The sequence below is a fragment of the Candidatus Phyllobacterium onerii genome, assembly GCF_028331445.1.
In the GTDB taxonomy this organism is placed as follows: domain Bacteria; phylum Pseudomonadota; class Alphaproteobacteria; order Rhizobiales; family Rhizobiaceae; genus Phyllobacterium; species Phyllobacterium onerii.
In genome coordinates this window covers 132,602-155,497 of sequence record NZ_JAQMHX010000002.1, presented here as the reverse complement: position 1 = coordinate 155,497, position 22,896 = coordinate 132,602, and the positions used below count along the sequence as shown (strand labels likewise).

At 55.6% G+C, this 22,896-nt stretch carries 27 protein-coding genes; 24 read left to right on the top strand and 3 right to left on the bottom strand.

Annotated features, from left to right (window positions below; translation table 11 throughout):
* Nucleotides 1-5 precede the first annotated feature (5 nt).
* The 16 genes from PHA01_RS06340 (at nucleotide 6) to PHA01_RS06265 (ending at nucleotide 13,020) form a co-directional block, all read left to right on the top strand.
* Entirely contained in the window at nucleotides 6-1,202 is a 1,197-nt protein-coding gene (locus tag PHA01_RS06340; protein ID WP_271894085.1) for a flagellar hook-length control protein FliK, read from the top strand.
* On the top strand, nucleotides 1,174-1,725 hold the full coding sequence (locus PHA01_RS06335; RefSeq protein ID WP_271894425.1) for a transglycosylase SLT domain-containing protein: 552 nt from the start codon (nucleotides 1,174-1,176) through the stop codon (nucleotides 1,723-1,725). The genes PHA01_RS06340 and PHA01_RS06335 overlap by 29 nt, the downstream gene beginning before the upstream one ends.
* Nucleotides 1,726-1,964: 239 nt before the next feature.
* A complete protein-coding gene (gene ftcR / locus PHA01_RS06330) occupies nucleotides 1,965-2,636 on the top strand; it encodes a flagellar transcriptional regulator FtcR (protein WP_224510243.1) in 672 nt (223 codons plus the stop codon).
* Between the two features lie 139 nt (nucleotides 2,637-2,775).
* Nucleotides 2,776-4,038 carry a flagellar hook protein FlgE gene (locus PHA01_RS06325; RefSeq protein ID WP_224510240.1) on the top strand — a complete coding sequence of 421 codons (1,263 nt, stop codon included), beginning with the start codon at nucleotides 2,776-2,778 and terminating at the stop codon, nucleotides 4,036-4,038.
* Between the two features lie 31 nt (nucleotides 4,039-4,069).
* Nucleotides 4,070-5,536, top strand: a complete 1,467-nt coding sequence (gene flgK / locus PHA01_RS06320) for a flagellar hook-associated protein FlgK (protein ID WP_271894083.1) — start codon at nucleotides 4,070-4,072, stop codon at nucleotides 5,534-5,536.
* A 2-nt stretch (nucleotides 5,537-5,538) separates the two neighbouring features.
* Entirely contained in the window at nucleotides 5,539-6,588 is a 1,050-nt protein-coding gene (locus PHA01_RS06315; RefSeq protein ID WP_271894081.1) for a flagellar hook-associated family protein, read from the top strand.
* Nucleotides 6,589-6,633: 45 nt separating this feature from the next.
* Nucleotides 6,634-6,978, top strand: coding sequence for a flagellar biosynthesis regulator FlaF (gene flaF / locus PHA01_RS06310; RefSeq protein WP_224510232.1), 345 nt, complete (start codon nucleotides 6,634-6,636; stop codon nucleotides 6,976-6,978).
* A gap of 2 nt (nucleotides 6,979-6,980) precedes the next feature.
* Complete coding sequence (gene flbT, locus PHA01_RS06305) at nucleotides 6,981-7,421, top strand: flagellar biosynthesis repressor FlbT (protein ID WP_271894080.1); 441 nt, start codon at nucleotides 6,981-6,983, stop codon at nucleotides 7,419-7,421.
* Complete coding sequence (flgD, locus tag PHA01_RS06300; RefSeq protein WP_112532400.1) at nucleotides 7,418-7,825, top strand: flagellar hook assembly protein FlgD; 408 nt, start codon at nucleotides 7,418-7,420, stop codon at nucleotides 7,823-7,825. The genes flbT and flgD overlap by 4 nt, the downstream gene beginning before the upstream one ends.
* Nucleotides 7,818-8,084, top strand: a complete 267-nt coding sequence (locus PHA01_RS06295; protein WP_271894079.1) for a flagellar biosynthetic protein FliQ — start codon at nucleotides 7,818-7,820, stop codon at nucleotides 8,082-8,084. The genes flgD and PHA01_RS06295 overlap by 8 nt, the downstream gene beginning before the upstream one ends.
* A 78-nt stretch (nucleotides 8,085-8,162) precedes the next feature.
* On the top strand, nucleotides 8,163-10,253 hold the full coding sequence (gene flhA, locus PHA01_RS06290; RefSeq protein ID WP_224510224.1) for a flagellar biosynthesis protein FlhA: 2,091 nt from the start codon (nucleotides 8,163-8,165) through the stop codon (nucleotides 10,251-10,253).
* 10 nt (nucleotides 10,254-10,263) lie between these two features.
* Entirely contained in the window at nucleotides 10,264-11,013 is a 750-nt protein-coding gene (fliR, locus tag PHA01_RS06285; protein ID WP_271894078.1) for a flagellar biosynthetic protein FliR, read from the top strand.
* 3 nt (nucleotides 11,014-11,016) lie between these two features.
* Nucleotides 11,017-11,421 carry a hypothetical protein gene (locus PHA01_RS06280; RefSeq protein WP_271894077.1) on the top strand — a complete coding sequence of 135 codons (405 nt, stop codon included), beginning with the start codon at nucleotides 11,017-11,019 and terminating at the stop codon, nucleotides 11,419-11,421.
* A gap of 60 nt (nucleotides 11,422-11,481) precedes the next feature.
* The gene (locus PHA01_RS06275) at nucleotides 11,482-12,078 is read left to right on the top strand and encodes a rod-binding protein (RefSeq protein ID WP_271894076.1); all 597 of its coding nucleotides are present in this window, start codon (nucleotides 11,482-11,484) and stop codon (nucleotides 12,076-12,078) included.
* Between the two features lie 40 nt (nucleotides 12,079-12,118).
* Nucleotides 12,119-12,535 (top strand): flagellar protein FlgN, encoded by a 417-nt coding sequence (locus PHA01_RS06270; RefSeq protein WP_224510213.1) that lies wholly within the window; start codon nucleotides 12,119-12,121, stop codon nucleotides 12,533-12,535.
* Nucleotides 12,532-13,020 carry a hypothetical protein gene (locus PHA01_RS06265; protein WP_271894075.1) on the top strand — a complete coding sequence of 163 codons (489 nt, stop codon included), beginning with the start codon at nucleotides 12,532-12,534 and terminating at the stop codon, nucleotides 13,018-13,020. The genes PHA01_RS06270 and PHA01_RS06265 overlap by 4 nt, the downstream gene beginning before the upstream one ends.
* Here PHA01_RS06265 and PHA01_RS06260 read toward each other — a convergent pair.
* Nucleotides 13,008-13,349: a PilZ domain-containing protein gene (locus PHA01_RS06260; protein ID WP_271894073.1), complete on the bottom strand. Its 342-nt coding sequence runs from the start codon at nucleotides 13,347-13,349 to the stop codon at nucleotides 13,008-13,010. The two genes, PHA01_RS06265 and PHA01_RS06260, sit on opposite strands and share 13 nt — an antisense overlap.
* 223 nt (nucleotides 13,350-13,572) lie before the next feature.
* On the opposite strand from PHA01_RS06260, the gene PHA01_RS06255 reads away from it, so the two are divergent.
* From PHA01_RS06255 to PHA01_RS06235, 5 genes are all read left to right on the top strand, one after another.
* A complete protein-coding gene (locus PHA01_RS06255) occupies nucleotides 13,573-14,595 on the top strand; it encodes an AI-2E family transporter (protein WP_224510204.1) in 1,023 nt (340 codons plus the stop codon).
* A gap of 76 nt (nucleotides 14,596-14,671) precedes the next feature.
* Nucleotides 14,672-15,205, top strand: a complete 534-nt coding sequence (locus PHA01_RS06250) for a sigma-70 family RNA polymerase sigma factor (protein ID WP_224510201.1) — start codon at nucleotides 14,672-14,674, stop codon at nucleotides 15,203-15,205.
* A complete protein-coding gene (locus PHA01_RS06245; RefSeq protein WP_271894071.1) occupies nucleotides 15,198-15,971 on the top strand; it encodes an anti-sigma factor family protein in 774 nt (257 codons plus the stop codon). The genes PHA01_RS06250 and PHA01_RS06245 overlap by 8 nt, the downstream gene beginning before the upstream one ends.
* 21 nt (nucleotides 15,972-15,992) lie before the next feature.
* Entirely contained in the window at nucleotides 15,993-16,712 is a 720-nt protein-coding gene (locus PHA01_RS06240; RefSeq protein WP_271894069.1) for a Bax inhibitor-1/YccA family protein, read from the top strand.
* 142 nt (nucleotides 16,713-16,854) lie between these two features.
* Nucleotides 16,855-18,315 (top strand): sensor domain-containing diguanylate cyclase, encoded by a 1,461-nt coding sequence (locus tag PHA01_RS06235; protein ID WP_271894068.1) that lies wholly within the window; start codon nucleotides 16,855-16,857, stop codon nucleotides 18,313-18,315.
* A gap of 22 nt (nucleotides 18,316-18,337) precedes the next feature.
* Here PHA01_RS06235 and PHA01_RS06230 read toward each other — a convergent pair whose 3' ends face one another.
* Complete coding sequence (locus PHA01_RS06230; RefSeq protein ID WP_271894067.1) at nucleotides 18,338-19,447, bottom strand: NADH:flavin oxidoreductase/NADH oxidase; 1,110 nt, start codon at nucleotides 19,445-19,447, stop codon at nucleotides 18,338-18,340.
* Nucleotides 19,448-19,793: 346 nt separating this feature from the next.
* Between PHA01_RS06230 and PHA01_RS06225 the strand changes: the two genes are divergently transcribed.
* From PHA01_RS06225 to arsH, 3 genes are all read left to right on the top strand, one after another.
* Nucleotides 19,794-20,156, top strand: a complete 363-nt coding sequence (locus PHA01_RS06225; RefSeq protein ID WP_271894066.1) for an ArsR/SmtB family transcription factor — start codon at nucleotides 19,794-19,796, stop codon at nucleotides 20,154-20,156.
* A gap of 145 nt (nucleotides 20,157-20,301) precedes the next feature.
* Nucleotides 20,302-20,724 (top strand): arsenate reductase (glutaredoxin), encoded by a 423-nt coding sequence (gene arsC, locus PHA01_RS06220; protein ID WP_271894065.1) that lies wholly within the window; start codon nucleotides 20,302-20,304, stop codon nucleotides 20,722-20,724.
* The gene (arsH, locus tag PHA01_RS06215; protein ID WP_271894063.1) at nucleotides 20,699-21,427 is read left to right on the top strand and encodes an arsenical resistance protein ArsH; all 729 of its coding nucleotides are present in this window, start codon (nucleotides 20,699-20,701) and stop codon (nucleotides 21,425-21,427) included. The genes arsC and arsH overlap by 26 nt, the downstream gene beginning before the upstream one ends.
* 60 nt (nucleotides 21,428-21,487) lie before the next feature.
* Here the strand turns inward: arsH and PHA01_RS06210 are convergent, their stop codons facing one another.
* Nucleotides 21,488-22,891: an MmgE/PrpD family protein gene (locus PHA01_RS06210; RefSeq protein WP_271894062.1), complete on the bottom strand. Its 1,404-nt coding sequence runs from the start codon at nucleotides 22,889-22,891 to the stop codon at nucleotides 21,488-21,490.
* Nucleotides 22,892-22,896 lie beyond the last annotated feature (5 nt).

The following is a 22,896-nucleotide window of genomic DNA, read 5'->3' as shown; positions in this document are numbered from 1 at the left end:
CTCAGATGCCTCTTAAGACAATGCTTGAAGCAATTGTCCGCGACAAGGGCAAGGACGCTATGCCTGACCAAAAGCCGGAGAAGGATGCATCTTCGGATTTCAGCTCAATGGTGAGAGCGGTTGGCCCGAAGCTGAAGCTCGACAAGGAAAATTCAAAGCCGGACAAGAGCTTGACGGAATGGCGCGATACAGCGGAGCTGGATGAGGAGGACAGGGATGTTCCGGGCGCTCCCGCTCAAGGTGTCTTCGGCCAGGCGCTTCTTGCTTTCGAACAATTGCTCGACCGGCAGCAGCACGAAAATGGCGCAAAGCCACAATCCGTCACCAAAGCCAGGGCGTCATCCAAAGCCGATATCGTTATAGAACCCATGCAAATCGTCGACGCGGATCAGGCAAGCGAAAAACCGGCCGAGATATCCGTGCCCGATAAAAGGCCCGGGAAGAGCGATCTGAAAGCCGTCACGAATACCCAGGTAGCCGCTGCCTTGCAGGACAGACAGCAACCCGGCAAATTAGTCTCGCAAGCCGGGCAGGACGTTGCGCCTGCGACCGAGGCACCCGAGGCACCGAAAGCCAAGGTGAACATCAAGGCCGCCCCGGTCGAATACGCCGCGCCTGGTGAGGCAGCTACGCCCGCACTCCTCCCGTCGGTTCAGGCGGAGGCAAAACTCGGTGCGGCTGCGTCGAATAATTCGGTGCCGGTACAAACCTCCCGCCTGCCGATAACCGATGTCGAGGTTCTTTCTGATCGCAGCATGCCCGGCGCCAGAACGCTGGTGATCCAGCTTCAGCCCATCGAACTTGGAACGGTAACGGCGCGCATGCGTCTGACGCCTGACGGGATGCATATCCAATTGATGGCGGAAAACCCGGCGATGGCAGAACATCTGGCCAAGGACCATGACATGCTTGGCAAGGCGCTGCAGCGGGCGGGTGTGGCAGATGATGCCTCGTCAGTCACCATCTCGGTCATTGATCGCTCCGGAGCCGCCTCGAGCACGCAGACAGGGCAGCAGAACCCGTCCGCGCAGGATCAGGCCGGCGCGCGAGCCAGCGGTCAGGGTCAATCCGGGTTCGACGGCTCGCCCGGTGACCGTTCCGGCAATCAAGAACCCTTTGGAGAGATGCGATCCGATGCGCGTGTGGAAAAGGCAACCGAGCCGGATATTGGGTATGGCCGTTCACGCGGGTTGGTTGTTTAGCCTGTTTCTCGCGTTGCAGACTGCCTCGGCGGAAAACCTCTGCGAGCAGCAAATGCACCGTGCGTCGAGGAAGTACGATATTCCTATCGGCATTCTCTACGCGGTAGGTTTGACTGAAACGGGGCACAAGGACTCGCTCCAGCCCTATGCAATGAATATAGAAGGCAAAGCGGTTTTTATGCCGTCAGCAGCAGCTGCCATGGCCAAATTCAACGAGGCGCATGCGCGCGGAGCAAAGCTCATCGACATCGGATGCATGCAGATCAATCACTATTTTCACGCCAGCAAATTCCCGTCTGTAGAGGCAATGTTAAACCCTGCCGCGAATGTCGACTACGCCGCGCGATTTCTAAAAGAGCTCAGAGCACGCGAAGGCGGTTGGACCATGGCGGTTGCGCGCTATCACGCGGGACCCAACAACGACCCGTCCCAGAAGCAATATGTTTGCCGGGTAATTGAAAATATGGTGGCTACCGGCTTCGGCAACTGGACGCCAAAGGCGCGAATGTTTTGCGATAAGTGATTGTGTTAATACTTGGTAATAAAACGTGAATTTGTCTTCACTGTCATATTTTGTAAAGTTCAAATTGGTAATGATCCTGCCCGCGCCGGACCTGCCAGCTTCCCCGAGAATGCATCTAATCCGAATTATTTAGGTCTCCCAATAAATTAGGTACAATATATTGGGAATTGTCGCCGAGTCATCGACCCCGCTAGTTGTGTGTTGCTTGGGGCAAAATAAATGATTCGGAAGGTGGGGCAGTGATTGTAGTCGTCGACGAACGAAGTCTGGTGACGAGTGGGTATTCGGCGTGGTTCGCCCGGGAGGGCATAACAACAACAGGTTTTACTCCGGACGATTTCGGCGATTGGGTCGCCACCGTTCAGAAGAACGACATTATGGCGGTCGAGGCATTTCTCATAGGAGAATGTGTCAATCGCAGCCAGTTTCCACAAAAAATTCGCGAGCGCTGTTCAGCGCCGGTCATCGCTGTCAATGAAACGCAGTCATTGGAACATACGCTGGAACTTTTTCAGGCGGGTGTCGACGATGTGGTTCGCAAGCCGATGCATGTGCGGGAGATACTGGCGCGGATCAATGCCATTCGCCGCCGCTATGGCAATGGCGATGCGGGAACGCAGGTCGGTCCGATCCGGGTATTTTCTGACGGCCGCGATCCGCAGGTCAACGGGCTTGATTTTTCCTTGCCGCGGCGGGAACGGCGCATACTTGAATATTTGATCGCCAATCGCGGACGCCGGCTCAACAAGGCGCAGATATTCAGCGCGATCTACGGCATTTTCGACAGCGATGTCGAGGAAAGTGTCGTTGAGAGTCATATCAGCAAGCTTCGCAAGAAGCTGCGTGAGCAACTTGGTTATGATCCGATCGATTCCAAGCGCTTTCTCGGCTACTGCATCAATCTGGACTGACTTGCCAGAGTAATTTTGGCCGCCATCGGCGGTCAAGTCGAAATTCAAGTATTCCCCGGTGACACCATCTGAACGTCAGCTTCGCGCAAGTATTGCGCGCTAACGATTCTGAACGGAATCACGGTGCAAGGAGACGGAAATGAGCCTCTATGGAATGATGCGAACCGGTGTGTCGGGCATGAATGCTCAGGCCAACAGGCTGTCGACCGTGGCGGACAACATCGCCAACTCCAGCACGACCGGCTACAAGCGCGCCAGCACGCAGTTCGCATCGCTGGTGTTGCCAAGTTCTGGCGGGGCTTATAATTCCGGTGGTGTCGAAACGGTCATTCGCCACCATATTTCGGATGACGGCTCGCAGCGCTTTACGACTTCTTCGACCGACCTTGCGCTGAAAGGCAATGGCTTCTTCATCGTCGGCAATGCCGACGATACGCCCTATCTGACGCGCGCCGGTTCATTCGTACCGGATGCGCAAGGCAACCTTGTCAATTCGGCCGGTTACTATCTGATGGGTTATCCGGTGGTCAATGGCAACGTCAATCCGGTTGCCAATGGCTTTCAGGGGCTCGAAAAGGTCAACATCGCTCAAAATGACCTGATCGCCGATCCAAGCAAGACCGGCATATTTACGGCCAATCTCCCGGCAGGCGCTTCGATTGTTGCCGCGGCTGACCGCCCGCCGACAAATGCCACTGCGTCAGCTCAATATACGGCCAAGACATCCGTGCAGACATTTGACAATCTCGGTAACGTCGTCGTCGTCGATCTCTACTTCACCAAGACTGCAGACAATACCTGGGAAGTTGCCGCCTATAATCATGCCAATGCATCGGCCGCCGGTGGGTTTCCCTATACGCCTGCCGCTCCGTTGACGACGGAAAATTATACGTTTGATGCCGTCACCGGCAAGCTTACTTCTGCTGACAAGTCGATCTCGGTCCCAGTACCAAACGGACAGGCGCTGGAAATCGACTTTTCCGCCACCAAACAGCTGGCAGGTGATTACACGCCAATCGAGGTAAAGATTGACGGCAACACGCCAAGCCCAATCGAAAATGTCAGCATCGCCGACGATGGCACCGTAACCGCCATCTACAAGAACGGTGCGAAGCGGGCGATTTACCAGATTGCGCTGGCCGACGTTCCAAGTCCTGACAACCTGCTTGTCATGACAGGCAATGTGTTCTCCCCGAGTGCAGAATCCGGCGACGTCCAACTCGGCTTTGCCGGTAGCGGCAGCTTTGGCACGCTGACATCCGGGGCGCTCGAAGAATCGAATGCCGACATCGCGCAGGAACTGACGGAAATGATTGAATCTCAGAGAAGCTATACCGCAAATTCGAAGGTCTTTCAGACCGGCGCGGATTTGATGGACGTGCTGGTGAATCTGAAAAGATAGCTGAACTCCTAATGGCGAATGGACACAGGGCATGTCACTAACTTCGGCGCTCCTTACTGCTCAGAGTGCGCTCAATACCGTATCGAAACAGACAGCGCTGGTCTCCCGCAACATCGCGGGCGCCAACGATCCTGATTTTACCCGGCGTATTGGTTCCGTCGTGAGCGGGCCAAACGGATCGACCTATCTTTCCATGACCCGCTCGGCCGACTCCGCGCTTCTGTCCAAATTTATTGAAAGCAACAGCCAGTATAACGCGTCCAACACGCTGCAGGCCGGCCTCGACCGGCTGTCCGGGATCTATTCGGCCGATGATGCATCGGGATCACCAAGTTCGCTCCTTGGCGACTTGCGCGATTCATTGCAGCTCTACGCCTCGCAGCCCGGCAACACGTCAGTTGGGGAATCCGCGGTCACCAAGGCGACAGAACTCGCCAACGCGCTGAACAAGGGCACGGAAGAAACGCAGAAGCTGCGCCAGGATGCCGACAACGACATCGGCGATTCCGTCAAGAATCTGAACGCGCTGCTGGCGCAGTTCGAGACCGTCAACAACAGGATCATCAACGGCACGCGTTCCGGCACAGACGTCTCGGACTATCTCGACCAGCGCGATGGCCTGCTGAAGCAGATGTCAGGCGAGATCGGCATCACGACGCTGGTCCGCGGCGATAACGACATGGTGGTGTTTGCCGAATCCGGTGTAACGCTTTTCGAAGGTTCACCGCGCACGGTCAGCTTCACACCGACCAGCGCATTCAGCGCGGGTACAGGCGGCAACGATGTCTATGTCGATGGCGTGCCGCTATCGCATGGAACATTTCAGCAGCCCTATGGTACTGGCCGCCTCAGCGGTTTGTTGCAACTGCGCGACGACACGGCGCCGGCCTATCAAAACCAACTCGACGAGATAGCGCGCAGCCTCGTCAGCATGTTCGCGGAAAAGGACCAGAAAACACCGGCGACGCTACCGACGGTGCCCGGTCTGTTCACGTATTCAGGTGCGCCAACAATGCCGGCGGACGCGGCGATTCTTCCGGGCATTGCCGGCACAATCAGGGTTTCTGCCGCCTTCATCCTGACCGAAGGCGGCAACCCAGCTCTCTTGCGCGATGGCGGTGCGGCAGGCGCAGATTACGTACAGAATCCCGACGGCTCCGCGGGATTTTCAGCGCGGCTCCAGGATCTCATCGGTTCTATCTCGGCGCCTCGCAACTACGATCCGGATGCAGCCGCCGGCGATAGGAAAAGTCTTCTTGATTTTTCTGCGGCCACGATCAGTTCGCTTGAGACCAAGCGCAAATCTGTAACCCAGACCAATGAGTACAACACCGTTCTGGCATCGCGTGCCGAAGACGCCATTTCCAACACCAGTGGCGTGAATATAGACACGGAGATGGCGTCGATGCTCGATCTCGAACATTCCTATAAGGCATCGGCGCAGATCATCTCCGCCGTTGATGCCATGTTGAACGAACTCTTTCAGGCGGTGAGATAGATATGAAGACCCAGTCGGTTTCATCCTATATGCTATCCAACTCGACACGTAATATCATCGCCAAGGCGCAGGCAGAACTGGTCAAGGCGAATCAGGAAGCCACAACGGGTTTTGTTTTCGACACAGGGCTTACCCTTGGAAGCCGCACGGGCCAGTCGCTTTCTCTGCGTAAAGAGCACGATCGGCTGACAGTCTTGACCCAGACCAATGGGCTGATCTCTGAACGAATGAAAGCCTCTCAAGATGCCTTGAGCAATGTCATCAAGGGATCGCAGGATTTTCTCGGCAACGTGACGGCGATGCGCGGGGCGAGCGAGGGCCGTTCGATTATCGTCGACAAAGCGAAGGGTCTGTTGCAGACCGCCACCGACCTGATCAACACCAGCTACAATGGTGAGTATATTTTCGCAGGAGAGAACACCGACGTGAAGCCGCTGGGTGACTACGGCTCCGCAGGCGATCCCGCCAAGGCCGCTGTTTTGCAGTCCTTTCAGGATTACTTCGGCTTCCCGACCACTGACCCGCAGGTAGCAAATATCAGCGCGGCAGACATGAAAACCTACCTGGACACGTCGCTCGCGGCGCAATTCGATTCCGCTGCCTGGTCGGCCAATTGGTCTTCGGCGTCGGATACGCTCGTCAAGAGCCGGATTGCGCCAACTGAGCTGGCGGAGACGTCGGTTAGCGCCAACAATGCGGGATTCCGCCAGCTCGCCATGAGCTACACAATGATGGCGGAACTCGGAGATATCGGCCTCAATCAGGCAGCATTTGACACGGTGATCGACAAGGTCGCGGAGACGACCAACCAGAACTCTACTTTACTGGCGGGTGCTCAGTCCTTTCTCGGTAATGCCCAGGCCCGGACAAAGGACGCGACCGACCGGCTGACAGTACAGATCAATGTTCTCAATAGCTCGGTTCTCGATCTGGAGGCGGTGGACCCGTTTGAGGCCGCCAACCGGGTTGAGGCTTTGAGGACCCAGATTGATGCTTCCTATGCCTTGACCGTGAAGATCCAGAGCCTGAGCCTGCTCAATTACCTGAAGTAAAACAACGAACGCGATGGCCGCGTTCGTTAAAAGCCGGAAAAGCACATGTACCAGGCCCGATACGACGACATCATGAACGATGGTGCTGACGAAGCCAAGGAGCGGGAACGCTCCTTGTTCGATCAGTCGATCATAATGCTGGAAGCGGCTCGCGATGAAAACGGTTATTCCTATAAAGGCGTTGAGGCCGTGTATTTTACGTCGCGTCTGTGGATGATTGTGATCGAAGATCTCGGCAGTCCTGCCAATGGATTGCCCCAGCAATTGCGGGCATCACTCATTTCGATCGGCCTGTTCATTTTGCGGGAGCTGGAGGCCATCCGGCAGGAGACCTCGCGAGACTACGACAGCATTATTGATATCACCAAGACCATTCGCGATGGGCTTTGATCATGAAACTATCGTTGCGTGCCGGTGAAAAAGTTTACGTGAATGGGGCAGTCTTACGCGTTGACCGCAAGGTTTCCATTGAATTCATCAACGATGTCAGTTTTCTTCTCGAAAGCCACGTCATGCAGGCGGATCAGACGACAACGCCGCTACGGCAGCTCTATTTCGCTGCACAGATCATGCTGATCAATCCTGCAATGAAGGAAGAGGCCAACCGCACATTCAAGCGTATGCTGGCGTCACTCCTCGCAACCTTCGAAAACCAGCAGATGCTGAAAGAATTGAAGCTGATCGACGAGATGATGTGCAACGAACGGGTGTTCGACGCCCTTAAATCGATCCGATTGCTCTACGCGCTGGAAGCACAGATTCTTTTCGGCTCAGCAGAACCGACCATTTCCTCTCAAACACAACAGGCCGTCAGGCCGGAGGCAACCGCATGACCACGATCCCTCCCGTAGGAACACAGGCCGATACGACAGATACGTCCAAGGCTACCGGACCTGGCGTCGACTATCAGGCTTTCCTGAAGCTTCTCGTTGCAGAAATGAAAAACCAGGATCCAACCGAGCCGATGGATGCGACGCAGCAAATCTCCCAGCTCGCACAGTTTTCGAGCGTTGAACAAGCGGTTCAGACAAACACCAAGCTCGACCAGTTGCTTGCGAGTTCGTCGTTGTCACAGGCCGATGGTATCATTGGCCGGACCGTCACCAGCGCTGACGGTACCGTCAAGGGCGTTGTCGAGTCCGTGCGCATCTACAGCGACGGCATGATTGCAACCCTCGTGGGTGGCGCCCAGCTTCCAATCACAGCCGGCATCGTCATTTCGGCCGGCAATGAATGAGGCAGATGCACTCGACATCATCAATCAGGCTATCTGGACGGTCATCGTTGCCTCTGGCCCGGCAGTCGGAGCCGCGATGCTGGCCGGGGTCTGCATTGCACTGTTTCAGGCACTGACGCAAATACAGGAAATCACACTCACCTTTGTCCCGAAAATCCTTGTCATCCTGGCGGTTCTTGCATTGACCGCTCCGTTCGTTGGCTCACAGATCAACACGCTGACGCTGCTGACATATTCTCGGATTGAGAAGGGTTTCTGACGCGGTCAGCCGCGTGCACTCACGTTGGCCTCGCACAAGCTTCGGTATCTATTGTCCCCGTGACAATAGGAGAATGCCGTGCAGCAAGCCGCAGTAAAACGATTGGGTGACAAGGGCTATCTGACGGGCAGCGATGTTGGCCTTGCTCTCGGCATCGTCATCATCCTGACGGTTCTTTTCCTTCCCGTTTCACCAATCGTTCTCGATATTGGTCTCGCCTTCTCCATTGCTCTCTCCGTGCTCATCCTGATGGTGTCGCTGTGGATCCAGCGGCCTCTCGATTTCTCTGCCTTTCCGACGGTGCTTCTGATCGCGACAATGATGCGCCTGTCGCTCAACATTGCGACGACGCGCGTCATCCTGACCCATGGCGACGAGGGTTACGCCGCAGCCGGACAAGTTATCCATGGCTTTTCGCAGTTTGTCATGGGCGGTGATTTCGTCATCGGGCTGGTGGTCTTCGCCATTCTTATCATCGTCAATTTTCTCGTCATCACCAAGGGCGCCACGCGTATTGCCGAAGTTGGTGCGCGCTTCACGCTCGACGCCATTCCCGGCAAGCAGATGGCCATCGATGCGGACCTGTCGTCCGGCCTGATCGACGAGAAGGAAGCACAGCACCGGCGGCGCGAACTTGAAGAAGAAAGCGCCTTCTTCGGATCGATGGACGGTGCTTCAAAATTCGTGCGTGGTGACGCGATTGCCGGCCTCATCATTACCGCCGTCAACATCTTTGGCGGTATTATCATCGGTGTGACGCGGCATGGCATGGAAGTCAGCGAAGCAGCCGATGTCTTTACAAAGCTCTCTGTCGGCGACGGTCTCGTCACCCAAATCCCGGCACTGATCGTATCGCTGGCGGCCGGTCTTCTCGTCTCCAAAGGCGGGACGCGCGGTTCAACCGACAAGGCCGTCTTTGGTCAGCTTGGTGCTTATCCGAAAGCGCTTTTCGTCGCCGCCTTGTTATTATTCGTGCTTGGCATCTTGCCGGGGCTGCCTGCCTTTCCGTTTTTCGTGCTCGCGGCTGGACTTGTGGCGATTGGCGTATCTGTCCCGCGCAAGCTCGCCCGGGTGGCCGCTGCTGCACAGGCCGAAACCGCACTGAAGCAGCAACATGCGGAACAGGTAGACCGGGATTCTGTCAGGGCCTCACTCGAAACGGCGCAGATCGAGCTCTGTCTGGGCAAGCAAATCTCGGCGAGACTGCTCGCATCGCAGCTTGAACTTGCGCATCGTGTCAACAAGATGCGCAAGAAATTTGCAGTTGAGTACGGCTTTGTAGTCCCGGAGATCAAAGTTACGGATGATTTTCTCCTGCCCCCGAAGACATACCGGATCAAGATCCACGGGACAGTTGTGGCTTCGCATGAGCTGCGGGTCGGTGAAATCCTGGTTATTCCCGGTGACCGGCCACCCCCGCATGTACCGGGCGAAGAGGTGAGGGAACCGGCCTTCGGCATGAAGGCATACTCCGTTCCGGAAATCTTTGCAGCGGACCTCAAGCGCGACAACTACATGACGGTCGATAATCTCTCCGTATTGCTGACGCATCTCAGCGAGATCGTCCGCAACAATCTGGCGCAGCTGCTTTCCTACAAGGACATGCGTGCACTGTTGGACCGTCTTGGACCCGAATACCGCAAATTGCTCGACGATATTTGCCCTGCGCATCTCTCCTATTCTGGCCTGCAGGCGGTTCTCAAGCTGCTGCTGACGGAACGGGTGTCGATCCGCAATCTGAATCTCATCCTCGAAGCAATAGCGGAAGTGGCGCCGCATATCCGCCGCGCGGAAATGATCGTGGAACATGTGCGGATGCGTATGGCCCAGCAGATCTGCGGCGACCTTGCCGATAATGGCGTTCTTTCGGTTTTACGTCTCGGCAACCGTTGGGATCTGGTCTTCCACCAGAGTCTCAAACGGGATGCCAAGGGCGAGATTACGGAATTCGATATCGATCCGCGTCTGCTGGAGCAGTTCGGCAATGAGGCGAGTGTCGCGATCCGCAAGCACCTTGACGGGGGAGAGCGCTTCGTCCTCGTCGCTTCGCCGGAAGCGCGGCCTTACATCAGAATGATCATCGAGCGCCTGTTCGCGACATTGTCGGTCCTGTCGCATGTCGAGATCGCGCGGGGCGTAGAGGTGCGTTCCCTCGGCACTATTTCGTGAGGCTTTGAACGTGCCGCCACTGAGCGATAGCATCATTGCGGCCCTGCTTGTTTTTGCCCGCGTCGGAGCCTGCCTGATGATCATGCCGGGCATTTCCAGCCCACGCATTCCCATGCAGATACGTCTTTTCCTGGCGCTCGCCTGCTCTCTTATGGTCGTGCCAATGGTGCTGCCGCAGGTTACTCCGGCGGCAAAGGCAGCCCCGTTGATGCTGATGCGGATAATCGTCATCGAAGCGATCGTTGGCGCGTTCATCGGCATTTTGTCGCGCCTCTACTTTTGGGCACTGCAATTCATGGCCAATGCGATGGCGATGGCGACTGGATATTCAGGCGCACCAGAGCGCGCCATTGAATCGGAAGAACCGCAGGCGGCCATTGCAAGTCTGATCACGCTCTCTGCGCTGTGTCTGTTCTTCGTATCAGACCTGCATCTGGAGGTGTTGCGTGCGCTGCTTTCATCCTATGCGACAATTCCGGTGGACGGGATCTTTCAGCCGGCAACGGCGATGGTCAACCTGACCGACACGCTGTCGAAGGCGTTCATGAGCACCATACGCATCGCGGCGCCCTTCATCGTCTTCGCCGTCGTTGTCAATATTGCGGTGGGCCTGATCAACAAACTCACGCCATCGATTCCCGTTTATTTCATTTCCTTGCCCTTCGTCCTCGCAGGCGGGCTGATGCTGCTCTATTTCAGCATGTCGGACCTTCTGCGTTTTTTCACCAATGAGGCCGGCATGTATCTGAGGAACTTTTGAGCGATGACAACGAACGCATCCCGGACATCCTATCTCGGATTGATCAGGCTGCAAAAGCTCGCCAAAGCGCGCCATGAGCTGGAACTGTCACGCCTCAATGCAAAGCAAGCTGCGATCGAGGAGGAGAATGGCGCTCTCTTCAGGATGCAGGAAGATCGCTTCGCCGCAGATACAGCAGCGTTCGTTCCTGTGCACATTATTTTGAAGCGCCTTGAGACCAACAAGTCACTTCAGGCTCAGTTGTCGGACCAGATGGTCGAAGCCAAACGCAACCTGCTGAAAACGTCACGAACGCTCGACACGCTGGATGGCCGGCTTCGCGATTTGGCGAAGGAGACATCGCGCGCAGAAGTCACGGACGAAACGGACGAATATATGGCCCATCTGCTTGGCGGACGCTTGATCTAAAGACGCAAGGCTCAAGCCTCCCGTAAGTTTGGGAGGGTAGGGTGCATGGAGCGAAACAGGATGGAACAGGAATCGATGGCCATTAATCCACCTTCCGATCTGGTATTGGATGTTGCCATGGCAGCCGATCCGGACACGTTGCGAACCTCAATGGAGAAGTTGCGTAGCCTGGCATCCGATCGCGTCGCGGCACAGATGCAGCTGTCACGTGAGAACTTTGCCTCCATGCAGCAACCGGCTTCGACGCGTGGCTCTATTGCCGGTAGCGTAACTCATGCACCGAACGGCGCATTCAAAAAGTTCGAAGCTTTTATGCTGCAATCCTTTGTCGAATCCATGTTCACGGGAGACAATCAGGCAGTCTTCGGCGAAGGAATTGCCGGAGACTACTGGAAATCGATGATGGCCGAAGCTGTCGCCAACAAGATGGCCGATGCCGGCGGCATAGGCGTCGCCCGCATGTTGGAGCAGCAGAGCGCCAAAAAGGCGAAGTCTGAAGCCGCAACGCAAGCTGAGGGAGCAGCTTCGGGGATGTCCGCACATCAGCAACATTTTCAAAACCAGGATTCAAATGTCATTTTGTACCAAATCCAACGCCAGCTCATTCATAAGCAATTAAAATCAACGGAAAGCGTTGACAACTCGAGGCAGAGTTAGAGCGCGAACTATCAAGGCCGACGAGATTGGAGAGATAGATATGGAAATAGAAATAATGACCAATGATCAGAACCGCAGCGATGTGCCCGAACCGGCGCTGGAGCCCGTCCTTTTCGCCATTCGTCGTTTGGAAGATGTCGTCGAGCGCGAGACACGGCTGCTTCTCGAAGGTCAGTTGGTAGATCTGGCAAATATCAACGCCAATAAGAGCCGCGGGCTACGTGATTTCAACAAGGCGATGGGCAAGGCGGTGAAGACCGTCGATACGCGCGCGCTCAAGACGCTCCAGCCGGTTCTCGATAGCCTGCGTCAGAAGCTTGATCGCAATTGCGATGCCATCAAATTGCACTTGCGCGCAGTGACAGAGCTCGCGGGAATTATCCGCGATGCGCTTGAGACACAGGAAGCCGACGGAACGTACACTGCGAGCCAGGTCAGAAATGGGCTCGGTGCATGATCCGTATTGTGCTGATCGGTCTGTGGATCTGCGTCGTTGCACTGGGATCCCTGTATTTTGCCGTCTGGCAGAATTCGGCGACAGCAGCCGTTGCACCCAACGCCCAGGAGGCACTGGATGATGGCAAGACCGAAGTCTTCAGTGTTCCGATCATCGTGGACAACGCGGTTCAGGGTTATGTCGTGTCTCAGTTGGCCTATACACTGGATCACACGGTGAACGCCTCCTTCAAGATTCCGGTATCGTATTTCATCAATGACGAGATTTTCAACCAGTTCTACGGGCATTATTCCGACGCTAAGAATGTCCAGGAAGTCAAGTTCGACGATGTCAAGAAATCCATCATCGACGGTATCAATGCACGATTTCCGCAACCACTGGTGAAAGACCTGCTGGTTGAGCAATTCAACTACATAACTGCCAAGGAAATCCGCGACCAGAACACCAAGGGTCTGGAGCGTCAGCAAGCACATCAGAGTGAATAATACTTACCGGCAAGCGTGCGCAGAATTGTGTCTGTCAAAGGCGTAACGTCCGGATCGTCGATGAACCGCACGCCAAGTTCCATGTCCTGGCGCCAGACGACTTCCGCAATCAACGCGCCGTTATATTGATCATCGAACAGCCAGAAGCGAGTGGGGACGGTGGATTGGCTGACAAGCCTGATCTTGGCGCCGCCGCCGGCTAGGTTGTGAAAATGACATTCGGTCAGAAAATGCCCATCGAGCGTGACGAGTTTGCCGGAGCGCAACCGTGTTCTTTTGCGCTCCTCGACTCGCTTCTCCGCTCTGCTGTTCGTTTGGTAAAATGGCATGTAAGCTCGCCTGGCCCGAATTGAAGCCGGTAAAAAGGCGCACGGACGACTTTCATACCGGCGGTGTCATGCGTCGCTTGTAGAGGCAAACAATTGCAAATCCGTTATGCTTTGATCGGTTACACCGCTCGAGACTGCGAAGGTTTACGGTCCTGGATCAATGGAGCTTGCGTCGCGGACGTTTTCAAGAGTAGGTACAGTTGAATATTGACAGCCCCCTCAGGTGACACACTTGCCAACCGCCACCAGGCTCCGAATTGCCTCCTACATTTTGTCGTTCATCGCGCTCGTCGCTGTGCTTGAACTAGGCTTGCTCTCGGCTCTCCTTTCCGGACTGCTCGTTTACAACCTCGTCCATTATTCGGCTCCATTGCTCGGTCGATTAGGCATCTCCGGACATCTGGCAAAAACCATAGCGTTGGCAATGCTGGCGCTGATCTTCATCTTGGTGATTGTCGCGGCCGTCATGAGCAGCATGGCACTGCTCACCGATGGCTCCGACGAAGGTATAGTATCGCTTTTCCAGAAGATGGCGGAAATCATCGATACGGCCCAGTTACATCTGCCGAATTGGGCGCGCGATTATTTCCCGTCAAATCTTGAAGAACTCGAAACGCTGGCGGCAAAGTGGCTGCGGGAACATGCGGGCCAGCTTCAGCTTGTCGGCCGGGAACTTGGCGTTCTCCTGGTTCGAATCATTGTCGGAATGGTGATCGGGGGAATGATCGCGCTCAGTTCTTCCGTTGCCGCATCACGTGAACCGGGCCCACTCGCGATTGCCCTTCGGGAACGTATCGAGCTATTAAGCGCGGCATTTCGCAATATTGTGTTCTCACAGCTTCGAATCTCGGCTTTGAACACAGTTTTCACTGCCATCTATCTTGTTGTAATCCTGCCGTTTTTCGGCGTTCACCTGCCGCTGGTCAAGACCATGATTGCCGTGACGTTCATTGCGGGTCTGCTTCCTGTTATCGGCAATTTGATCTCCAACACTGTGATTGTCGTCGTGGCACTCAGTGTTTCATTTGTTGCCGCGGTGGGTTCGCTCGCGTTTCTGGTAATCATCCACAAACTCGAATATTTCCTGAATGCCAGGATCATCGGATCGCGGATAAAATCGCGGGCATGGGAATTGCTCCTCGCGATGATCGTGCTGGAAGCCTGGTTCGGTATCGCTGGCCTCATCGCCGCTCCGATTTATTATGCCTACCTCAAGGACGAACTTAAAAAACAGAGCCTGATCTAGGCCAGCAAATTTGCGCTCGCGTGATATAATTTCCCGATGGCAGGGAATAAATCCGCCGCAGGTGCGTATACGCCCTATGGATAGTCCGAAACCCCGTTTTGACGTTGTTGGCCAGCTTGGATCGTTGCGCCGGTATGCACGTTCGCTCACCCGCAACGAGACCGACGCGGAAGACCTTGTGCAGGATACGCTGGTGCGCGCTTACGAGCGGCGCAGTCATTTTCGCAATGGCGGAAACCTGAAGGGCTGGCTTTTGTCGATCCTCCATAATGGTTTTATCGACAGCAAGCGTTCAAGCCAGTCGGAAGCGCGCCGCGGAGATGCTTTTGCAGTCATTGCCGAAACCGTCCTCCAACCGCCGCAAGAGCACTCCATGCGGTTAATGGAGGTCAGGGATGCCTTCTTTTCGCTGCCCGAAGAGCAGAGAGCGGCTCTGCATTTGGTGGCGATCGAAGGTCTCTCCTACGAAGAAGCCGCAGCAACCTTGGGGATACCGATCGGCACGCTGATGTCCAGAATTGGCCGCGCGCGTGCGACACTGCGGTCTCTCGAGGCGGAGCAACCCGGCAAAGCCGCACGTCTGAAAATTGTTGGAGGCCGCGATGAATGACACGATTGACCCTGTCGTTGAGGCCGACCTTGATGCCTATGTCGACGACCAGCTGGATGCGGGCCGCCGCATCGAGATCGCCCGTTATCTCTCGCATCATCCCGAGCAGGCGGCCCGCGTCATGTCGGATCTACAGGCGAGGGACGAATTGCGGCTGGCGCTAACCGGCATGCCCAGCAAGGGATCGCCGGAGACGAGCGAAGCGGCGCGCCGCCTTGAACGCGGCCTTATGCGAAACCGGCTGCTTGGCAATTTACAACGTGTTGCCGCGGTGGCCGTTCTTGTCGGTCTCGGGTGGCTGGCCCATGCCGGTTTTGGCCCACTCACCATCTCGCAGGTCGTTGCCTCGACACCGCCGCCAGCTTATGTTTCGGATGCAGTGATGGCCCACAAGACGTCCCTGGTCAGGGCAGAGATGACGTCGCAGTCCGAGGTGAATAGTTACGATCCTGCGGAAATACGTGCGGCCACCGCTATCACCATGCCACAACTTTTGGACCGTTGGATCGTCAATGATGTCCAGCTTTTCCCATCAGCCTTCGGGCCAAGCGTCGAGATGGAAATCACATCTGCGGATATGGGACGGCTCTCGCTTTTCGCGGTTCGCCCCGGCAATTTCGATGTCGTGAAGCCAAAAGCAGTGCGTGTGGGTGATAGCTCGGCGGCTTATTTCCAGATTGGCGATGTCGCCTATGCGCTCGTGTCGAATGCAAGCCCCACCGATCTCGAAACTGCTGCGTCGCAGCTTGTAACGACCCTTTACTGATTAACCAAGAGGATCACAACCATGAATACACCACTTCGCTATGAAATGGGTACAGCGCGCGGACAGTCGGCTGCACTGTTCGATGAAGGACTGCGCCAGCATATGCTGCGCATCTACAATTATATGGGCTTGGGCCTTGTTCTGACAGGCGTTGTTGCCTTCGTCGTCGCCTCGACACCGGCCCTTTATGTTCCCATCTTTTCGACCCCTCTGAAATGGGTCGTCATGCTGGCGCCACTTGCTTTCGTGATGTTCTTCTCCTTCAAAATGCAAACCATGTCGGCAGCATCGGCACAGGCTATGTTCTGGGCATTCTGTGCGGTCATGGGGCTTTCGCTGGCATCGGTCTTCCTTGTCTTTACCGGAACCAGCATCGCCCGCACATTCTTCATCGCGGCCACGATGTTCGGCGCTACCAGCCTTTATGGTTATACAACGAAGCGTGATCTCTCCCAGTTCAGCTCGTTCCTGATGATGGGTTTGATCGGTGTCGTCGTGGCGAGTGTCGTCAACATTTTCCTTGGCTCTTCAATGCTGCAGTTCGTTGTCTCGGTTGCCGGCGTTCTGGTGTTCATCGGTTTGACGGCTTGGGACACGCAGTCGATCAAGGAACAGTATGCCGAAAGCTACGATTCGGAATCGCAGCAGAAGTTGGCTGTGTTCGGGGCCTTCTCGCTCTACCTGAACTTCATTAACCTCTTCCAGCTGCTGCTCAGCCTGACCGGTCAGCGGGAAGAATAGCGACAGGGTAGCAGTCCTGTGTGATGCAGCCCGCGGCGCGGGGTCTTCCCGCGTTCGTTCTGCGCAAGGTAACGATTGTTCAGTGAATATCGTTCATATAGATACCTGTTGGCAGAGGAACCAGCCGAGAGATTCGCGCTATATGAATGAGCATGTCGATCACCACGCCGATATCGAGACATTCGATCTCGCGCCGATCTCGTTATGGCTGGAGGATTTTGGTGGCGTCAAGCATCTGTTCGAGAAATGGCGGCAATCGGGCGTCACCGATATCAGATCCTATCTGCGTGAGGATGAGGGCCGGATTAAGGAATGCTCAAGCCTGATCCGCGTTCTCAAGGTCAACAAGAAGACCCTTGCTCTTTTCGAAGCAGATGACTTCAACCACCTGACCGGCAATCTCGGTTCTGTCTTTCGCGACGACATGCTGCAGTCGCATATACAGGAGCTGTCGGCTCTGTGGGATGGCGATACCGAATTCTCCAGTGACACGGTGAACTACACGCTGACGGGTCGCCGGCTGGATATCCAGCTTCGAGGCGCAATTTTACCAGGATATGAAGATTCGTGGACGCGGGTATTGCTTTCCATCGAAGATGTAACCGAACGCGAGGACGCGCGGCGGCAGCAGATCGAGAGCAAGCGCTACGCGGAAGGGTTGTTCGAGCATTCTCCCGTGTCTCTTTGGGTGGAAGATTTCAGCCGCATCAAGCGTTTGCTTGATGACGTGCGGGAGCAGGGCATTACCGATTTTCGTGTGTTTACCGATGTCCATCCTGAATTCGTTGGACAATGTGCAAGCGAGATCCGTGTCATCGACGTCAACAACGAGACGCTCAGACTGTTTCTCGCACCCGACAAATTGACATTGTTGCGCAGGCTTCCTGACATTTTCAAGGATGGGATGGATGTGCATTTCAGGGAACAGCTTATCGAACTCTGGAATGGCAACCTCTTCCATCAGCGTGAGACCGTGAACTACGCGCTCGATGGTACCGAACGCCATGTGCTGCTGCAATTTTCCGTTCTGCCGGGCCACGAACAGGATTGGTCATTGGTCCAGATATCCTTGACCGATATCATGGCACGCAAGAAAGCCGAAGCCTATCTAGAATATCTCGGCAAGCATGATGTGCTCACCAAACTTTACAACCGCGCCTTATACGTGGACGAGTTGAACAGGCTCGAACGTCGTGAATTCCATCCTGTATCGATCATCATCCTCGACCTTAACGGATTGAAGGTGATCAATGATCAGTGGGGGCATGGCGTTGGTGATGGTCTGTTACGGCGGGTTGGCGAAGTGCTGGGTGGGGCCGTCAAGCCTCCCTGCTATGCCGCGCGTATTGGCGGCGATGAATTCGCCATTCTTCTTCCGGCCGTCGATGAGCTTGGCTGCGCAAGCATGATCGAGGAAATACGCAGCCTTATCGAAATAAACAACCAGTATTATTCCAATATACCCCTGAACATATCGATCGGCTGGGCCACCAGTCATGTCGGAGAGAAGATGGAAGCTGTGGCCAAACGCGCCGATCTGCTGATGTACGAAGACAAGCGTTCGCATTATTCGTCAGAGAACGAGCGTCGTAACCTCGACTAGTTACGACCGCCCGCGTTTCAAATTAGGCTGTTTGGGGGATTTTAAACAGATCCGCGTGATCCCGGGGCTGGGATCGCCAATATTGTTCGGGAGCCACCACCTGTGCTCCGAGTTCCGCCGCTGCATGCCAAGGCCAGCGGGGATCATAGAGGATTGCACGTGCAAGTGCGATCGCATCGGCGTCACCGTTGGCAATAATGTCTTCTGCCTGTTTCGCCTCGGTGATTAGTCCGACGGCAATGACGGGCATTTTCACCTCGGCCTTGATGCGCCGCGCGAATGGGACCTGATAGTTGGGTTCAACCGGCATTTTCTGCAAGGCCGAAAGACCGCCACTGCTGACATGGATGGCGGCACAGCCGCGTGCCTCCAATTCCTTTGCAAAGATCACGGTGCTCTCGACATCCCATCCTCCATCGACCCAGTCAGACGCCGAAACGCGTATCCAGACAGGCTTGTTGGCGGGAAACGCTGCCCGGACTGCCTCGAACACTTCAAGAGGGAAGCGCATTCGGTTTTCCAGACTTCCACCATATTTATCTTCACGCTTGTTGGAGAGCGGTGACAGGAACTCGTGCAGCAGATACCCATGGGCTCCATGAATTTCGATACCGTCGATACCGATCCTGTCAGCGCGTTTCGCCGCCTTGACGAACGCCTCCCGTATGCGATCAAGGCCAGCACCATCCAATGCCGTTGGAACATCGTACTCATTCAGATAGGGCACTGGCGAAGGGGCCACGGTTTTCCAGCCGGTCGGCTCATTTGGCGCAATCTGTTTGCCGCCTTCCCATGGCACGCGGGTTGATGCCTTTCGCCCGGCGTGGGCCAGCTGCACGGCGATGGGCATCGGCGAATAGTCCCGGATTGCGGCGACAACACGCCCGAGGGCTGCTTCATTGTCATCGGAGTAAAGCCCGAGATCGCGGGGAGATATGCGTCCTTCAGGCGTTACTGCGGTCGCTTCCGTGACCAGCAAGCCGGCGCCAGACAGGGCAAGGTGGCCGAGATGCATCATGTGCCAGCCGGAGGCCGAGCCATCTTCGGCGGAATACTGGCACATGGGAGCGATTATGATCCTGTTTGCGAGTTCGAGCGAATCCAATCGCAGCGGTTGAAACAACTGGCTCATTATATGACCTCAACTTTTCGAGTAGCTGCGTTGCGAAATTGGGAGTTTCGTCGCAGCAGGTTCTTTTTGAATTTGACATTGAACAAATGGATGCTGCCTGCTGGAAGTCAAGTAACGGGTTCGTAATGACCAGAAGCGGCGGGTGCTCGGCAGTGACACCGGCACAATTCAGAAAAACCCCTGACAGACAGCACTTCAGCGGACGAAGCGTGGAAGCCATCCGCTTCCCTCCAACCTTGAGCTGAAATTCTGGTATTGGAAAACGCGAGAATGCAGCCGTTGATTTTGACCTGAGAACTGACAATCCGCACTTGACATTTTCTAACACATCGGTAAATCCAGATATATGAAAAAAGAACAAACGATCGAAGCGTTTTCGGCTCTTGCCCAGCCAACCCGCATGGATGCGTTCAAGCTGATTGTGATGCGTGAGCCAGATGGGATTGCGGCTGGAGAGGTGTCTGGCCTCCTCGACGTTCCGCAGAACACCATGTCTACCCATCTCGCGATCCTGTTGCGAGCGGGGTTGATTTCCTCTGAGCGACAGAGCCGTTCAATTATCTACCGGGCTAATTTCGTAAACCTGCGCGAAGCAATTAACTTCTTGCTGAAAGATTGTTGTGCCGGACATCCCGATATCTGTGCGCCGCTGTTAGCCGATATCGTTCCCTGTTGCCCGGCAAAGGAAAACCAGGGGCTTCATGCGTGACCTGTCGGATTGAAGGGGCGGCTTTGGCCTCCTGATCGAAATTCGGGTGATGTTGTCGGTCGTGTGGATCGTCAACCGCAGCAAAAATTGGTACGAGCGCGGCGCGGGACGTGCAGAACTTCCAGAAAATCGAAAGGACTGTTTAATGGCCGTTACCATCTATCACAATCCCTCTTGCGGCACGTCACGCAACACGCTGGCTCTCATTCGCAGCGCGGGCATCGAGCCGACGATCATCGAATATCTGAAGTCGCCGCCTGCGCGCCAGGAACTCAAAGACTTGATCCGAAGAGCTGGGCTGACTGTTCGCGAAGCCATTCGCGCAAAGGGTACGCCCTATGCTGAGCTTGGTCTGGATGATATGTCATTGACCGACGAACAGTTGCTTGACGCCATGGAAGCCCATCCAATCCTCATCAACCGCCCATTTGTGGTGACTGAGAAGGGCGTGCGATTGAGCCGACCATCGGAACTGGTATTGGATATTCTGCCGCAGCCGCCAAAGGAAGCGTTTACCAAAGAGGATGGCGAGGCCGTCATCGATGCAAAAGGAAAACGCGTTGTCTGATCTGCCAAACACTTTGGAACAGGCTCTGCACAAGGTCGATGCGTCCAGGTTGGCCGCACCAAGATCCTCGCATGCGCCCAAAATACTCCTGCTCTGCGGTTCATTGCGCAAGATCTCCTATAGCCGTTTGCTGACACAGGAGGCGGGGCGGCTACTGCAACATTTCGGTGCTGAGATCCGCATTTACGATCCAGCCGGATTGCCGCTACCGGATGACGCTCCAATTGATCACCCCAAGGTGCAGGAGCTGCGTGAGCTTTCATTGTGGTCGGAAGGCCAGGTCTGGACAAGTCCGGAACGGCATGGGGCGATGACAGGCGTGATGAAATCGCAGATCGATTGGATACCTCTTGCAATGGGTTCGATCCGGCCAACGCAGGGGCGTACGCTCGCAGTCATGCAGGTCTCGGGGGGCTCGCAATCATTCAATGCCGTCAACCAGATGCGGGTACTCGGGCGCTGGATGCGTATGATTACAATACCCAACCAGTCATCTGTGGCGAAAGCCTATCAGGAATTCGACGAACAGGGTCGTATGCAGCCATCGGCCTACTACGACCGGGTCGTCGACGTCATGGAAGAGTTGGTCAAGTTTACGCTTCTGACCCGCGACGTGTCGGGCTATCTGACTGACCGGTACAGCGAACGTAAAGAAGGTGCGGCAGAGCTTGAGCAGCGAGTAAATTCCAGGTTAGCAGTCTGAGCCTTCAATCTTTGACCTCGCATCGTCTACCAGACCGGATAGCCGGGCGCCCAGCGGTCGTTAATGCGACGTCACTCGCATCAAATCAACCAATCGGCGGGCCGATGATAGGCTTTCCATTTCCAGCACGGCTTCGACAAGGTCGTTGCGTTGTTTTTCCGACAAAAAGTGCCGGGTAAGCTTCATGAATTTCGCGACTATCTCCTCTTCTGACGCAAAGGATTTTTCGCTTCCGCGGGGTGCTTCGCATGTTTCCCGTTCGATACTGCCGTCCCGCAAACATACTTCGACGTGTACTTTGTGCCGGAACCTAGACCCCTGTGAGGTGATTTCCGGATCTTCGCGTACTTCTACCCGGCGCGAAAGCGCGATGCGCCTTTCGTCCGTAACGCAGCCCTCGTCAAATTGTTCGACAAAAACGTCGCCTTCAAGCAGGAGTGTTGCAACACAAAATGGCAGGTTGAGCTGAGCCGAAGTCAAGCCTTCCGGACGATACGGCCACCCGACATGATCGGCCGTGACCTGCGAGCCGTAGACGACGATGCGATCTAGCTCGTCAAGCGTAAAGGGTCGGCGCTGTTGTATGTTGCGGATGGCATCCAAGGTTGTGTGGTTGCTGCCGACACAAGAGTAGAATTTAAGCGAAATGCGCATGGTTTCAAAGGTTTCGCCGAGCGCACGATCAAGCTCGGCGAGATTGAAACGGTCCTGCGATCGTGAGAACGTCGTGCAGAACCCGCCATAGGGAGCTTCGAAGACGTCGACGATGCCTGTGAATCCATTGGCGGCGAGGAGAGCTCCGTAGAGCCCGCTTTGTGATGCGCGCCCCGCGTGCATTCTTTTGACCATGGCGCCATATTGCGCGGCCATCAAGCCGGATGCTTGCGTACCGGCAATACCCAGAGCGTGGATGGTTTGTTCTGGAGACAGCTTAAGTGCACGCGCGGCGCCTGCAGCGGCGGAAAAGACCCCGACCGTCGCGCCAGAATGCCAACCTTGACCAATGTGTTCCTGGCCCATGCACATTCCGACACGTGGTCCGATTTCGTAGCCCGCGACAGTCGCGGTCAGCAAGTCGCGCCCGTTCAGTGCCGTTTCTGGTTTTATCGTCGCAAACAGGGCGGGAAGCGTAACCGCCCCGACATGCAGCACGCCCTGCCGATGAACATCGTCCAGCTCAAATCCCTGAATAGAGGTGCCGTTCACGAGTGCCGCATGCGGCGCCGAAAGGTGCTCGCCCGTTCCCCAAACCAGTGTGGTTCGGGTTTGATCTACAGCATGGAGCGTGTCACGCAAAATGCGGGTCCAGGGCCTCTCAGCGCCATAAAGCCCACAACCGAGCGAGTCGAGAACCAGAAGTTTGATACGTGATCGGACTTCAGGGGGAATTTGCTCATAGGTCAAATTGGCGACGAATGAAGCGATGGCTGTCGTGCGTTCGTTGCCGGCAGAATGGGCGCTCATATAGA

Coding starts and splice junctions, on each gene's coding strand:
- PHA01_RS06340 (WP_271894085.1), top strand. CDS start 6: ATGCCTCTTAAGACAATGCTTGAAGCAATTGTCCGCGACAAGGGCAAG.
- PHA01_RS06335 (WP_271894425.1), top strand. CDS start 1,174: ATGGCCGTTCACGCGGGTTGGTTGTTTAGCCTGTTTCTCGCGTTGCAG.
- PHA01_RS06325 (WP_224510240.1), top strand. CDS start 2,776: ATGAGCCTCTATGGAATGATGCGAACCGGTGTGTCGGGCATGAATGCT.
- flgK (WP_271894083.1), top strand. CDS start 4,070: ATGTCACTAACTTCGGCGCTCCTTACTGCTCAGAGTGCGCTCAATACC.
- PHA01_RS06315 (WP_271894081.1), top strand. CDS start 5,539: ATGAAGACCCAGTCGGTTTCATCCTATATGCTATCCAACTCGACACGT.
- flaF (WP_224510232.1), top strand. CDS start 6,634: ATGTACCAGGCCCGATACGACGACATCATGAACGATGGTGCTGACGAA.
- flbT (WP_271894080.1), top strand. CDS start 6,981: ATGAAACTATCGTTGCGTGCCGGTGAAAAAGTTTACGTGAATGGGGCA.
- flgD (WP_112532400.1), top strand. CDS start 7,418: ATGACCACGATCCCTCCCGTAGGAACACAGGCCGATACGACAGATACG.
- PHA01_RS06295 (WP_271894079.1), top strand. CDS start 7,818: ATGAATGAGGCAGATGCACTCGACATCATCAATCAGGCTATCTGGACG.
- PHA01_RS06280 (WP_271894077.1), top strand. CDS start 11,017: ATGACAACGAACGCATCCCGGACATCCTATCTCGGATTGATCAGGCTG.
- PHA01_RS06275 (WP_271894076.1), top strand. CDS start 11,482: ATGGAACAGGAATCGATGGCCATTAATCCACCTTCCGATCTGGTATTG.
- PHA01_RS06270 (WP_224510213.1), top strand. CDS start 12,119: ATGGAAATAGAAATAATGACCAATGATCAGAACCGCAGCGATGTGCCC.
- PHA01_RS06265 (WP_271894075.1), top strand. CDS start 12,532: ATGATCCGTATTGTGCTGATCGGTCTGTGGATCTGCGTCGTTGCACTG.
- PHA01_RS06260 (WP_271894073.1), bottom strand. CDS start 13,349: ATGCCATTTTACCAAACGAACAGCAGAGCGGAGAAGCGAGTCGAGGAG.
- PHA01_RS06250 (WP_224510201.1), top strand. CDS start 14,672: ATGGATAGTCCGAAACCCCGTTTTGACGTTGTTGGCCAGCTTGGATCG.
- PHA01_RS06245 (WP_271894071.1), top strand. CDS start 15,198: ATGAATGACACGATTGACCCTGTCGTTGAGGCCGACCTTGATGCCTAT.
- PHA01_RS06240 (WP_271894069.1), top strand. CDS start 15,993: ATGAATACACCACTTCGCTATGAAATGGGTACAGCGCGCGGACAGTCG.
- PHA01_RS06235 (WP_271894068.1), top strand. CDS start 16,855: ATGAATGAGCATGTCGATCACCACGCCGATATCGAGACATTCGATCTC.
- PHA01_RS06230 (WP_271894067.1), bottom strand. CDS start 19,447: ATGAGCCAGTTGTTTCAACCGCTGCGATTGGATTCGCTCGAACTCGCA.
- PHA01_RS06225 (WP_271894066.1), top strand. CDS start 19,794: ATGAAAAAAGAACAAACGATCGAAGCGTTTTCGGCTCTTGCCCAGCCA.
- arsC (WP_271894065.1), top strand. CDS start 20,302: ATGGCCGTTACCATCTATCACAATCCCTCTTGCGGCACGTCACGCAAC.
- arsH (WP_271894063.1), top strand. CDS start 20,699: ATGCAAAAGGAAAACGCGTTGTCTGATCTGCCAAACACTTTGGAACAG.
- PHA01_RS06210 (WP_271894062.1), bottom strand. CDS start 22,891: ATGAGCGCCCATTCTGCCGGCAACGAACGCACGACAGCCATCGCTTCA.